This is a genomic window from Pseudomonas sediminis (assembly GCF_002741105.1).
In the GTDB taxonomy this organism is placed as follows: domain Bacteria; phylum Pseudomonadota; class Gammaproteobacteria; order Pseudomonadales; family Pseudomonadaceae; genus Aquipseudomonas; species Aquipseudomonas sediminis.
Map to the genome: position 1 here is coordinate 296227 of NZ_NIQU01000002.1, position 13880 is coordinate 310106.

General features: G+C 62.1%; 9 protein-coding genes and 1 pseudogene. 7 read left to right on the forward strand and 3 right to left on the reverse strand.

Going from position 1 to position 13880, the window contains the following annotated elements; genetic code table 11:
• The first annotated feature begins 52 nt into the window (after window positions 1-52).
• Window positions 53-520 carry an Lrp/AsnC family transcriptional regulator gene (locus CDO35_RS06810; protein WP_099523185.1) on the forward strand — a complete coding sequence of 156 codons (468 nt, stop codon included), beginning with the start codon at window positions 53-55 and terminating at the stop codon, window positions 518-520.
• Here the strand turns inward: CDO35_RS06810 and CDO35_RS06815 are convergent.
• Window positions 517-1467 (reverse strand): DMT family transporter, encoded by a 951-nt coding sequence (locus CDO35_RS06815; protein WP_099523186.1) that lies wholly within the window; start codon window positions 1465-1467, stop codon window positions 517-519. The two genes, CDO35_RS06810 and CDO35_RS06815, sit on opposite strands and share 4 nt — an antisense overlap.
• Before the next feature lie 278 nt (window positions 1468-1745).
• On the opposite strand from CDO35_RS06815, the pseudogene CDO35_RS06820 reads away from it, so the two are divergent.
• Window positions 1746-1916, forward strand: a pseudogene (locus CDO35_RS06820) (DUF6316 family protein); the annotation flags it as partial.
• 100 nt (window positions 1917-2016) lie between these two features.
• Here CDO35_RS06820 and CDO35_RS06825 read toward each other — a convergent pair.
• Together CDO35_RS06825 and metE are read right to left on the reverse strand one after the other, a co-directional pair.
• On the reverse strand, window positions 2017-3006 hold the full coding sequence (locus CDO35_RS06825) for an alpha/beta fold hydrolase (protein ID WP_099523187.1): 990 nt from the start codon (window positions 3004-3006) through the stop codon (window positions 2017-2019).
• A gap of 198 nt (window positions 3007-3204) precedes the next feature.
• Window positions 3205-5508, reverse strand: coding sequence for a 5-methyltetrahydropteroyltriglutamate--homocysteine S-methyltransferase (gene metE, locus CDO35_RS06830; RefSeq protein WP_099523188.1), 2304 nt, complete (start codon window positions 5506-5508; stop codon window positions 3205-3207).
• Window positions 5509-5676: 168 nt separating this feature from the next.
• On the opposite strand from metE, the gene metR reads away from it, so the two are divergent.
• The 5 genes from metR (at window position 5677) to CDO35_RS06855 (ending at window position 13850) form a co-directional block, all read left to right on the forward strand.
• The gene (gene metR / locus CDO35_RS06835; protein WP_074916181.1) at window positions 5677-6594 is read left to right on the forward strand and encodes a transcriptional regulator MetR; all 918 of its coding nucleotides are present in this window, start codon (window positions 5677-5679) and stop codon (window positions 6592-6594) included.
• Window positions 6595-6831: 237 nt separating this feature from the next.
• Window positions 6832-7485, forward strand: a complete 654-nt coding sequence (locus tag CDO35_RS06840) for a TetR/AcrR family transcriptional regulator (RefSeq protein WP_099523189.1) — start codon at window positions 6832-6834, stop codon at window positions 7483-7485.
• Between the two features lie 6 nt (window positions 7486-7491).
• Complete coding sequence (locus CDO35_RS06845; RefSeq protein ID WP_099523190.1) at window positions 7492-8574, forward strand: efflux RND transporter periplasmic adaptor subunit; 1083 nt, start codon at window positions 7492-7494, stop codon at window positions 8572-8574.
• Between the two features lies 1 nt (window position 8575).
• Window positions 8576-11731, forward strand: a complete 3156-nt coding sequence (locus CDO35_RS06850) for an efflux RND transporter permease subunit (protein ID WP_099523191.1) — start codon at window positions 8576-8578, stop codon at window positions 11729-11731.
• Between the two features lie 808 nt (window positions 11732-12539).
• Window positions 12540-13850, forward strand: a complete 1311-nt coding sequence (locus CDO35_RS06855) for a nucleotide sugar dehydrogenase (protein ID WP_099523192.1) — start codon at window positions 12540-12542, stop codon at window positions 13848-13850.
• Window positions 13851-13880: the final 30 nt, after the last annotated feature.

Consider the following 13880-nt stretch of genomic DNA (forward strand, 5'->3'; position numbering starts at 1 on the left):
AGGCGATACTCCGCATGATCCTTCCAACAATCACAATAAATTGGAAACAATCATGCAGGACAAGCTCAGCCCTATCGACCGCCGGATTCTTCGCCTGCTGCAACACAATGCTGACCTCTCGGCCGCCGAGGTGGCGGAAAAGGTCGAGCTGTCGCAGTCGCCCTGCTGGCGGCGGATCAACCGCATGCAGGAAGAGGGATTGATCGAACGCAAGGTCGCCCTGCTCAACCATAAGCGCCTGGGCTTCGGCATCACGGTGTTCGTCGACATCAAGCTGTCGGCACACGGCCGCGGCAATCTGGATGAGTTCGAGCGAGCGGTGGTCGGCTACCCGCAGGTGCTGGAGTGCTACAGCATGGCCGGCGGTTCGGACTACCTGCTCAAGGTGGTGGCCAAGGACATCGCCGATTACGAGCGCTTCCTGCGTGACCACCTGCTGCAGCGCCCGCACGTGCACGAGGCGCACTCGCATATCGCCATGAGCGAGGTCAAACGCACTACCGAGCTGCCGCTGGATTAACGCCCTGGCCTGCGCGTCCGCCAAGCGGCCAGCAGCGACGGGCCAAGCGCGGTGAGTGCCGAGCCAAGCACCACCACCACGGCGCCAGCGTAGGCGATCCAGTTGACCTGCTCGGGCAGCACGTGGTCCGGCCACCAGCTCGAGGCCAGCGCCACGGAAACGAAGGTCACCAGCGGTGTCAGCGCCAGGGTCGCGCTGACCCGCGAAGCCTCCCAATGCGCCAGTGCCTCGGCGAAGGCGCCATAGGCCACCAGGGTATTCAGGCAGCAAGCCAGCAGCAGCCAACCCTGCAGCGGGCTCAATTGCAGCGCTTGTAGCGGCTGCGCCCAAGGCGTCAGCAACAGCGCGCAAGCCAGGTAGATGACCATCATCACCTGCACCGAATTCCACTTGGTCAGCAGCTGCTTCTGCGCGAGGCCGTAGAAGGTCCAGACGAAGGCCGCGGCCAGCACGGTCAGCACCCCGGTGGTGTAGGTGGTCAGCGAAGTCAGCAGCTCACCCAGGCGCTGATTGAAGAACAGGCCGAAGCCCAGCAACATCACCATCAGGCCAATGGCCTGGCCCAGGCTGAAGCGCTCGCGAAAGACGAACAGGCTGCTGATCAGCAGCAGGATTGGAGCGACCTGGATCACCAGTTGCGTGGTGCCGGGGCTGAGCAAATTGAGCCCGACCAGATACAGCACGTAGTTGGCCGTCAGCCCGCCGATGGCCAGCGCCAGCAGCCAACCGCCCTTGCGCCCCAACGGACGAAAACGCGGCAACCGACGGCTCGCGGCAAGGTAGGCAAACAGCAGAGAACCTGCCACGGCCAGGCGATACCAGGTGACCGTTACCGGATCCATGACCTGGAGAACTTCTTTCAGTTTGATTGGCAGGATGCCCCAAAGCACCGAAGTGATCAGGGCCAGCAGCAGGCCGTACATCCAACGGCCGGAAGAAATGTGCATGGCAACCTCTGGCAGGCAGCCAACAGAGCATGTCGACCGCAGCAGAGCATTCTAGGAGAGGCCACCACACCGACACAGCAACAGTTCAGCACAGTTGCCGAGCGAAACTGTACTGATCGGCAACCCAGAAACGCCAGCCGACCGGCGCCAATAATCCATAAAATCGGCTAAAAGCCTGTAACAAGCCGCCAAAATCTACCATCTGTCGTTTTGCCAAGCAGGCCGCATTGGCCACAGTAGACTCAGGTTATCCAGCACCTGCAGATGGAGTCCCCGCCATGTTCGGCCAACGCACCGTCGACCCCCAACCGGGCACGCATTACCGTAGCTCACGCGTCAGTGCCGTCAACGGCCAATATTTCTTCGCCACTCGCGAAGGCACGCTGGAGGGCCCCTATCTCTCCCGCCACGACGCCGAGCAGAGCATCGTGCGTTACATCGAGCGCATGGTCATGGCCGACAAGCTGCTACGCCATAGCAGCGAGCACATCGACAACCTGCAGCGCCGCGAAGCGATCAAGCACAATCAGGAGCTTTGAGCGCTCCCACCTAAAGACGCGCCAAGCCCAAATCCCCCCGATGCGCCGCAAGATGCGGCAGCACTGCGGCCAGCAAAGGCTCCTTGAAGGCATCCTGAAAGCGATGCGCCAGGCCCGGAATCAACTTGAGTTCGGAGCCCTTGATATGCGCAGCCACGTGTACCCCATGCATTACCGGCAATAGCGGGTCGGCCGTGCCATGCACCACCAGCGTCGGCACGTTCAGGCGATTGAGCAACTCGACGCGGCTCGACTCGGCAAGAATCGCCAGCAGCTGACGCTGCACGCCTTCGGGATTGAAAGCGCGGTCATAGGCCTGTTCAGCCTGATGCAAGAGCAAGGCACGATCATCATGCACCGTCGGGCTACCGAGGGCCGCCAGCAAGTCCGCCTGCTGTTGCAGTGCAGCCTCGCGACTACCGGCCTCACGCCTTGCCAGCAACGCCACCAACGCATCGCTGGGCGCGGGCAAACCTTGCGCGCCCGAACTGGTCATCACCAGCGTCAGGCTGAGAACGCGCTGCGGCGCCAAGTCGGCCAGATGCTGCGCGATCATGCCACCCATGCTTGCGCCCAACACATGGAAGCGCTCGACACCGAGCTGGTCCATCAGCCCCATAGCATCACCGGCCATGTCACGCAGGTGATAAGGCGCACCAAGCGACAGACCCAGGCGATAGCGCAGCACTTCGTACGGCAGGTTGATGTTCGGCGCCGGCCGCCGCCAGGTGCTCAGCCCGACATCGCGATTATCGAAGCGCACGACGCGAAAGCCCTGCTGACAGAGACGCTCGACCACCTCGTCAGGCCAGTGGATCAACTGTCCGCCCAGCCCCATCACCAGCAGCAGCGCCGGATCGCGTTCGTTGCCGATACTTTGATAAGCCAGACGCACCTCACCGACATCCGCATAGCGGGTCGGCTCGGACAGGTCGCAACGATTGGCCGCAAGAGACGGCAGGCCGCAAAGCAACGCGGCCAGGAAAATGAATGCACGCATGAAAACACCAGAAACGCAGAACCCCACTGAAGCGCGAGTCTGATGAAAGTCGTTCGACGGCGCTGCCACACAAGCGTGACAGTTTGATGAAGGGGGACGAACGGTTGCCCGGATGGTGACCAGAGGTGCGATCCAGAGCGTCGCGAACGCCCCTCCTACCTACCTGCAGGAGGGGCTTTAGCCGCGACAAGGCGGCAATCAGGCCAGCTCGACACGCAACTGCCTGGCGGCGGCCACCATATTCACCAACGCCGCCTCGGTTTCCGGCCAGGCGCGGGTTTTCAGGCCACAATCGGGGTTGACCCACAGGCGCTCGAGCGGGATACGCCGCGCCGCCTTGCGCAACAGCCCGGCCATCTCGGCACTGTCAGGCACACGCGGCGAGTGAATGTCATACACGCCGGGGCCGATGTCGTTCGGGTAAGCGAACTTCTCGAACGCTGCCAGCAGCTCCATGTCCGAACGCGAGGTCTCGATGGTGATCACGTCGGCATCCATCGCCGCGATGGACTCGATCACGTCATTGAACTCGCTGTAGCACATGTGGGTATGGATCTGGGTTTCGTCACGCACGCCGCTGGCGGTCAGACGGAAAGCTTCGCTGGCCCAGTCCAGGTAGTGCTGCCAAGCGGATTTACGCAGTGGAAGCCCTTCACGGAACGCCGCCTCGTCGATCTGGATGATCTTGATGCCGGCTGCCTCCAGGTCCACCACCTCGTCACGAATCGCCAGCGCCAGTTGCCGGGCCTGCACTTTACGGGAAACGTCCTCGCGCGGGAACGACCACATCAGCATGGTCACCGGGCCGGTCAGCATGCCCTTCATCACCTTGTCGGTCAGACCCTGGGCGTACTTGATCCATTCCACCGTCATGGCCTTGGGCCGGCTCAGATCACCGACGATCACCGCCGGTTTGACGCAGCGTGAGCCATAGCTCTGCACCCAGCCGAAGCGGGTGAAGGCATAGCCATCGAGTTGTTCGGCAAAGTACTCGACCATATCGTTGCGCTCGGCCTCGCCATGCATCAGCACGTCCAGCCCCAGACGCTCCTGCACCTGCACCGCCTGACGAATTTCGCTATGCATGGCCTCGGTGTACTCGGCCGAACTGAGCTTGCCCTGCTTGAACGACTGCCGCGCCAGGCGGATGGCCGAGGTCTGCGGGAAGGAACCGATAGTCGTGGTCGGCAGCACTGGCAGCTGCAGGCACTCACGCTGCTGCTCGATGCGCTCGGCGAACGGCGACTGGCGCTGGGCGTGGCGCGGACGAATCGCCGCCAAACGCGCCTGTACCTCAGGCTTGTGAATACGTTTTGAAGCTGCACGAGCGGCCTGTATTGAACGGCTCGCTTGCAAGGCGGCTTGCACAGAGGCGTCTCCCGGCTCCTCCAGGGCCTTACCGAGCAACGCGACCTCCTGGCATTTCTGCACGGCAAAGGCCAACCAGCCTTTCAGCTCGGCATCGAGCTGGTCTTCACGAGCCAGGTCCACCGGACTATGCAGCAGCGAGCAGGACGGCGCGACCCACAGCCGCTCGCCCAGGCGCTCGTGAGCGTGACGCAGCACCTCGAGGGCCCTCTCCAAGTCACAGCGCCAGACGTTGCGCCCATTGACTATGCCCAGCGACAACACTTTATAAGCCGGCAGGCGGTCAAGGATGGTCGGGTACTGCTCCGGCGCACGTACCAGGTCGATATGCAGGCCATCCACCGGCAAATTGGCGGCCAGACCAAGATTATCTTCCAGGCCGCCAAAGTAGGTGGCGATCAGCTTCTTGCATGGCTCGCGCTGGATCAGGTTGTAGGCACGCTCGAAGGCGTTCTTCCACGCCTGCGGCAGATCCAGCACCAGAATTGGCTCGTCGATCTGCACCCACTCCACGCCCTGCGCAGCCAAGCGCTGGAAAATCTCGCCATAGACCGGCAGCAGGCGTTCGAGCAGCTCCAGCTTGTCGAAGTCGCCGCCCTTGGCCTTGCCCAGCCATAGGTAGGTCAGCGGGCCGATCAGCACCGGTTTGACGTTGTGCCCAAGGGCATGCGCCTCAGCCACCTCCTCGAACAGCTGCTCCCAGCTCAGGGCGAACTGCTGATCCGCGCAGAATTCCGGCACCAGATAGTGGTAGTTGGTATCGAACCATTTGGTCATCTCTTGGGCATGGGCACCACCGCAGCAAGTACCACTGCTCTTGTTTGCAACGGCCCCACGAGCCATGGCGAACAGGGTATCCAGCGTTGGTTTGCTAGCAGCCGGGCGAAAGCGCTCGGGAATGACGCCAAAGGCTAGGGAATGGCTGAGCACCTGGTCGTACCAGGCGAAATCACCCACCGGCAGCAAGTCGATGCCGGCATCCTTCTGAAGTTGCCAATGCTCGGCCCGCAGGCGCTGGCCAACGGCGCGCAGGCCGGTTTCGTCCAACTCACCTTTCCAGTGGGCTTCGAGGGCTTTCTTCAATTCGCGGTCGCGGCCGATGCGCGGGAAACCGAGGGAATGGGACAGGGCCATGTCGTAAAACTCCAGAATCAATCGAGATGGCGCCATTCTCGGCATCGATACCGAGTGAGACAAACTCAAGATTTTCGTCTTGATCTAAAGATTTACTCATGTAGGCTGTATGAACCATTTTCATCCAGACAGGCCACTGGATGAGTGAAACCTTTCTAGAGAATCGCCATGCTCGAGCTACGCCACCTGAAAACCCTGCACGCCCTGCGCGAGACCGACAGCCTGGTGGAAGCCGCCGAGCGCCTGCACCTGACCCAGTCGGCGCTGTCGCACCAGTTCAAGGAGCTGGAAGAGCGCCTAGGCCTGCAACTGTTCGTACGCAAGACCAAACCCGTGCGCTTCACCAGCGCCGGCCTGCGTCTACTGCAGCTGGCCGACGCCACCTTGCCCCTGTTGCGTGGCGCCGAGCGTGACCTGGCACGCCTGGCCGGCGGCACCGCCGGCCGCTTGCACATGGCCATCGAGTGCCACAGCTGCTTCCAGTGGCTGATGCCAACCATCGACCAGTTCCGCGACGCCTGGCCGGAAGTGGAGCTGGACCTGGCCTCGGGCTTCTCCTTCGCCCCGCTGCCGGCACTGGCCCGTGGCGACCTGGACCTGGTGGTGACCTCAGATCCCATCGAGCTGGCGGGCATCACCTATGTGCCACTGTTCACCTATGAGGCGATGTTGGCTGTCGCCAATCAGCATCGCCTGGCACACAAGGCCTACATCCAGCCTCAGGATCTGGCCACGGAAACCCTGATCACCTACCCGGTAGAACGCGATCGTCTGGACATCTTCACGCGCTTTCTCGAACCCAACGATATCGAGCCGGCGCAGGTGCGCACCTCCGAACTGACGGTGATGATGATGCAACTGGTGGCCAGCGGTCGTGGCGTATGCGGGCTGCCCAACTGGGCGCTGCACGAGTACAGCTCGCGCGGCTACGTCAGTGCCAAGCGTCTGGGGGAAAAGGGCCTGTTCGCCACGCTTTACGCGGCAATCCGCACCGACATGCTCGATGCGCCATTCATGCGCGACTTCCTGCTTACCGCCAAGGACACCTCCTTCGCCAGCCTCGAAGGCGTCAGCGTGGCGCGTTGACGGCCGCACGTAGGGTGCGCCGTGCGCACCAACAATCCACCACCGCCGGCCTGGTGGGTTAGAAGCTTCGCACCGGGGTGCGGGCTTCTACATTCATGCATCCCCTGTAGAAACCCCACCTCGCAGCAAATTAGGCAGTGAACGGCTGCCCGCCAATTGCCTTGTTACAACTCCCGTCTTGCTGCATGGTGACCAGCAGTCATAGCATGACCACCGGTCACGAAACCCGGAACCGTCATGCGCTATCAGGATCAGCTCTTCCAGCAGCGGGAAAACGCCCTGCTGCAATCCGCTCGCCAGCTATTTCAGGAACAATCCTGGGATCGCGTCACCATCGCCGAGGTGGCCCGTCACGCCGGCATTGGCAAGGGCACGGTGTACAAGCACTTTTCCAGCAAGGAAGCGCTCTATGCGCGCCTGGTGCTGGATTGCTCGCGCCAGCACCTGGCCGAGATGCAGGAAATATCGCGCACTGCGCCCGCGGACAAAGCCATGCGCCTGGTGATTCGCCGCGCCTTCGAATTGCTCCACGCCGATCCGCTGCAAGCGCAGCTTTGCCTGCTGTGCGACCGCCCAGCTTTTCAGGAACGCCTGGAAGCGCTCTACCGCGACCAGTTCATCGAACTTGAACACCAGTACATGACGCTGTTCAGCGGTCTGCTGCAGAACAGCTTCGGCCTGCAACTCTCCCCCGCACACTGCCAGCATCTGCTCTGGGGCGTGGAAGCCTGCGTCAATGGTGTCATGGCGCGCATCGCCTCCGGTGGTTTCGCGCACTGGGCCGAATACATCGAACTGGATGCGTATTTCGATCGCGTCACCGACTTCATCATTGCCGGCCTGCAAGGCCAGGCCGCCGCGCTGCACACAGCGCCTGCCCTCAGCGAGTAAACCCACATGTTCGCCCAACTCAGCAAGCGTCCCTGGATCATCGCCGTCGTCATTGCAGTCCTGCTGTTGGCCTGGCTGTTCAGCGGTGATCGTTTCGTCGCTCGTGACGATGTCGAGCCCGACCAACCCGCTATCACCAACGATCTGGCGCGCGTCGAAATTCAATGGCTGGAAGCCCAACCCATGCAACGCCAGCATGTGGTGCAGGGGCAGATCGAAGCCTGGCGCCGGGTAGAACTGCGCGCCCAGGTCAGCGGCAGCGTGCAGAACCTTGATCAGGACAAAGGCAACCGCGTCGCTGCCGATCAATTGCTGTTGAGCATTTCACCAGACGACCGCCCGGCTCAGGTCGCGCGCAGTGAGGCCGATGTGCGCCAGCGTCAGAGCGACGTCACCGCCGCCAAGCGCCTGCGCGAACGCAGCCTGGTCTCGGCCAACGAGTTGATGCGCCTGGAAAGCGAGCTGGCCAAGGCCCGCGCCGAACTCGACAGCGCCCGCCTGCAGCAGCGCAACACCAAGATCAGGGCGCCGTTTGCCGGCATCTATGACCAGCGCATGGTCGAACTGGGCGATTTCGTCCAGCCCGGCCAGAGCCTGCTGACGCTGGTGGATATCGACCGCCTCAAGGTCAGCGCACAGATCGCCCAGCAGCAGGTCACCCAGCTCGAACTGGGCCAACCGGTAAAAGTTGAACTGCTCGATGGCCGCACGCTGCAGGGCGAGCTGCATTTTATCGCCGCGGCTGCCGATCCCGGCTCGCGCAGCTTCCGTATCGAGGTCAAGGTGGACAACCCGGATGGCCTGCGCCTGGCCGGCGCCAGCGCCACCCTGCACATCCAGACTGGCGAGGCCATGGCTCATCGCCTGTCCCCTGCTCTGCTCAGCCTGGATGAAAGCGGCCGCCATGGCGTCAAGTGGGTCAACGACGCGCAGCGCGTCGAGTTCACCCCGGTGCAACTGATCAGCGTCGACAACCAGGGCGCCTGGGTCAGCGGTCTGCCGCCGAAAGTGGCGTTGATCACCCTCGGCCAGGGCTTCGTCCAACCCGGCCAGCAGGTACGCACACAACTTGCGGCCGAGGGCAGTTGAGATGCACGCACTGATCGCTGCCGCACTCGACCGTAGCCGTACCACCATCCTGGTCCTGCTGTTCCTGCTCTGCGGCGGGCTGGTGGCCTACATCGCCATGCCCAAGGAATCCAACCCGGACGTGGTCATTCCCATCATCTACGTTTCGGTGACCCTGGAAGGCATCAGCCCGGAAGACGGCGAACGCCTGTTGGTACGCCCATTGGAGCAGGAGCTGCGCAGCCTCGAGGGCGTCAAGGAAATGCGCTCGGTCTCCAGCGAAGGCCACGCCTCGGTAACGCTGGAGTTCGACGCTGGCTTCGACGCCAAGGTGGCGCTGGCCGACGTGCGCGAGAAGGTCGATACCGCGCGCAGCAAGCTGCCAGAAGAAGCCGACGAACCGACCGTCAACGAAGTCAACGTGGCGTTGTTCCCGGTGCTGTCGGTGGGGCTGTCCGGGCCGATTGCCGAAACCGAGCTGGTGTACATCGCCCGGCGCCTGAAGGAGAACATCGAGGGCATCGCCGAAGTGCTGTCGGTGGAGATCGGCGGCGACCGCGAGGACCTGCTGGAAATCGTCGTCGACCCCCAGGTGCTCGACAGCTACGGCATCGACTACAACGAGCTGTTCAACCTGGTCAGCCGCAACAACCGCCTGGTCGCCGCCGGCAGCCTGGATACCGGCGCCGGCCGCATGAGCATGAAAGTGCCCGGCGTCATCGAAGACCTCGAAGACGTGATGCGCATGCCGATCAAGGTAGTCGGCGACAGCGTGGTCACCTTCGCCGATGTCGCCACCATTCGCCGCACCTTCAAGGACCCCACCGGCTTCGCCCGCATCAACGGCCAGCCGGCCATCGTGCTGGAAGTGGCTAAGCGCAGCGGCGCCAACATCATCGAGACCATCGATCAGGTCAAGGCACTGATGGAGCAAGCCAAGCCCCTGCTGCCGCCAGGTGTGGAAGTCAGCTACATCATGGATCAGTCGCAGGAAGTGCAGAACATGCTCGGCGACCTCCTCAACAACGTGCTCACCGCCATCGTCCTGGTGCTGATCCTGGTGGTGGCGAGCATGGGCATGCGGTCGGCGCTGCTGGTCGGCCTGACCATTCCCGGCGCCTTCCTCAGCGGCATCCTGCTGATCTGGATGCTCGGCTTCACCCTCAATATCGTCGTGCTGTTCAGCCTGATCCTGGTGGCCGGCATGCTGGTCGACGGCGCCATCGTCGTCTCCGAGCTGGCCGACCGCTACCTGCAGCAAGGCCAGACGCCTCGCCAGGCCTGGGCCAATGCCGCGACACGGATGGCCTGGCCGGTAATCGCCTCCACTGCCACCACCCTGGTGGTGTTCCTGCCGCTGCTGTTCTGGCCCGGCGTGGTCGGCCAGTTCATGAAGTACCTGCCGGCAACCGTGATTCTCTGCCTGTTGGCCTCGCTGGCCATGGCCCTGGTGTTTCTGCCGGTGCTCGGCGCCGTCACTGGCGGCCAGGCACGGCCGCAGGCACAGAGCGCCAGCCGCGCGGGCAGTGCTTATCGCCGCCTGCTGGAGAAGCTGCTAAAGCGCCCCGGCCTGACCCTGCTCGGCATGCTCGCGCTGATCGCGCTGATCTACGTCGGCTACGGCCGCTTCAACCACGGCGTGGAGTTCTTCCCCGACGTCGAGCCGGAAAGCGCGCAGATCTGGCTGCGCGCCCGTGGCGATCTGTCGGTGCAGGAGAAGGACGCCCTGCTCCAGCAGGTGGAAAAGCAGGTGATCGGCATGCGCGAGGTCAAGGCTCTGTATGCCCGTTCTCTGGCCCAGCCGGAAGGCCAGCAGGGCCAGCTCGGCGCCGACGTGATCGGCACCCTGCAGTTCCAGTTCGTCGACTGGCATCAGCGCCGTCCGGCCAAGGACATCCTCGCAGAGATGAGCCAGCGCACCGCCGGCATTCCCGGCGTGGTGCTGGAGTTCCGCAAGCAGGAACAGGGCCCCACCGACGGCAAGCCGGTGAAGCTGCAGATCAGCTCGCTGGACCCGGCACAGGGCGAGCAGTGGGTCGAGCGTATCCGCGGGGAAATGCAGAAGCTCGGCGGCTTCGCCGATATCGAAGATGACCGTGCGCTGCCCGGTATCGAATGGCGAATCAAGGTCGACCGCGAGGCCGCTGCGCGCTTCGGCGCGGACGTACTCAGCGTCGGCAACGCCGTGCAGATGATCACCAACGGCCTGAAACTGGCGACCTACCGTCCCGAAGATGCCACCGACGAAGTGGACATCCGCGTGCGCCTGCCCGGCAACTGGCGCTCGCTCGACCAACTCGGCCGCCTGACCCTCAATACAACGTCCGGCCAGGTACCGCTGAGCAACTTCGTCGACCTGCAGCCTGCGCCCAAAGTCGGCACCCTGCGCCGCGTCGATGGCGACCGCACCATCACCCTGCAGGCCGACCTGGCCGAAGGTGCGCGGCTGGATGAGCGCCTCAAGGCATTGCGCGAAGCACTCGGCAACGTGCCGGCCGAGGTCAAGGTGACGTTCGCCGGCGAGGATGCCGACCAGCGGGAGGCGGCCACCTTCCTGATGACCGCCTTCGTCGTCGCCATCTTCCTTATGGCGATCATCCTGGTGACCCAGTTCAACAGCCTGTATCAGGCAGCACTGGTGCTCTCTGCCATCGTCCTGTCCACTGCTGGCGTGCTAATGGGCCTGCTGGTCAATGGCCAGTCGTTCGGCATCGTCATGGTCGGCATGGGCCTGATCGCCTTGGCCGGAATCGTGGTGAACAACAACATCATCCTGATCGACACCTACAACCAGTTGCGTCGCCAGGGCCTGGAACCGCGTGAAGCGGCGCTGGAAACCGGCAGCCTGCGCCTGCGCCCAGTGTTGCTGACTGCCGTGACCACCATCCTCGGCCTGATGCCCATGGTGCTCAGCATCAACGTCGACCTGGTGACACCGAGCCTCGGCTTCGGCGCCCCCTCGACACAGTGGTGGACGCAGCTATCCAGCGCCATCGCTGGCGGCCTGGCCTTCGCCACGGTGCTGACCCTGCTGCTCACACCCTGCATGCTGGTGCTCGGTGCCCGCTTCGAACGGCGCCCACCGCCACTGGAGACCTACGACACCGACCTGCTCGACCTGCCGGAGCACCTGATCGCCACCAAACCCGACAGGACGCACCTACAGCGCAGCAACTGATACTGGAGTCCACCTGGCAGGGGCAGCATGGCAAAACGCCAGATATCGCCTAGGCTAACCAACAACGGTACTTAGGGCGGGAATGGAAAGGCAGCAGGGATGCTTTTAACAGACAGCAGACGCGCAAGGCGTCTTGCAGAAACAGCAAAGCCCTCTTTCGGAGGGCTTTGTCGTTTCCGCTCGCCTCGCATAGGCCAGCGCAAGCAATGAACACCGAGCTAACGAAGTGTATGGGGTCGGCATCCTGCCTGTTGATCACTTCGTTAGCCCGGTGACCGGAGAGTAGTCCAGGCACTGGCATCGTGCCAAGCCTCAATTACGTGGCCCGACTCACAGAGCAAAGAAGCTCCCCTGGCAGCTCTGACACTTCGAAACTCCCCAGCACGTTCGCATGACGGCAGATCACCACCTCCGTTCATGGCGCTGACAACTACGCAGCACACTCACGCACAACTTCCGAGCAGAGCCTTACTTCAGTGCAATAGAACCAAGCACAAAAGATAATGTTTTTATGACGCCATAAAAATAACGCACTAAAAAGCTACAACTATTTTTTGGCGCCTAAAAAACAACAATTATAAATAATTGTTTTTATTATAAAAAATATTAAATAAAGTAAGCAGCACACATTTCCTAACTTTTGGTTCACGTTTTGCTTGAAATGCCAAAACAGCCAACTTAGTATCCGCGCCAATTCGAGTACGCCATTCGATTGCAGTAACCATTACGCAATCTTAATGGCGTACTTAATGAACACGGATGTTGGCCAGTTCAAATCGGCTAGCTCACTTATATGAGAGAGGGATCTATGCGAATCAGCATCTTTGGACTGGGTTATGTGGGCGCCGTATGCGCCGGTTGCTTGTCGGCTCGCGGCCATGAGGTCATCGGCGTCGACGTATCGCAAACCAAGATCGACCTGATCAATCAGGGCAAGTCCCCCATCGTCGAGCCCGGCCTCGCCGAACTGCTCGAAGCCGGCGTCAACTCCAGCTTGCTGCGTGGCACCACCGATGTGGCGGCAGCAGTCCTGGCCAGCGAACTGTCCTTCATTGCCGTGGGCACGCCGAGCAAGCGCAACGGCGACCTTGATCTCGGTTATATGGAATCGGTGTGCAAGCAGATCGGTACCGCCCTGCGCGACAAGCAGGAGCGCCACACCGTGGTCGTACGCAGCACGGTTCTGCCGGGCACGGTAAAGAATGTGGTGATTCCCCTGATCGAAGCAGCGTCCGGCAAGAAAGCCGGTGTCGATTTCGGCGTGGCCACCAACCCGGAATTCCTGCGTGAAAGCACCGCGATCAAGGATTATGACTTCCCGGCCATGACCGTGATCGGCGAGCTGGACGAACAGTCCGGCGACCTGCTGCAGGAGCTGTACAGCGAGCTGGACGCGCCGATCATCCGCAAGTCCATCGAAGTGGCGGAGATGATCAAGTACACCTGCAACGTCTGGCACGCTGCCAAGGTCACCTTCGCCAACGAGATCGGCAACATCGCCAAGGCAGCCGGCGTCGACGGCCGCGAAGTGATGGATGTGGTCTGCCAGGATCACAAGCTCAATCTCTCCAAGTACTACATGAAGCCCGGCTTCGCCTTCGGCGGCTCGTGCTTGCCCAAGGATGTGCGCGCCCTCTCCTACCGCGCCGGCAGCCTGGACGTGGAAACACCGCTGATCAGCTCGCTGATGCGCAGCAACGCCGCTCAGGTGAAAAAAGCCTTCGACATCGTCACCCATTACGACAAGCGCCGCATCGGTCTGCTGGGCCTGAGCTTCAAGGCCGGCACCGACGACCTGCGCGAAAGCCCCCTGGTCGAACTGGCTGAAATGCTGATCGGCAAAGGCTACGAGCTGCGTATTTTCGACAGCAACGTCGAGTACGCCCGCGTGTTCGGCGCGAACAAGGAATACATCGAATCGAAGATCCCCCACGTTTCCTCTCTGCTGTGCAAGGAGCTCGATGAGGTGGTCTCGCAATCCGATGTACTGATCATCGGCAATGGCGAACAGCGCTTCGCCGAGGTCATGAACAGCGTCGGCGACGACAAACAGATCGTCGATCTCGTGGGGTTCATGGCGCATGCCACCCAGGCCAACAAGGAAGGCATCTGCTGGTAGCAGACAGCTAACAAGAACAGAGGCGGCACC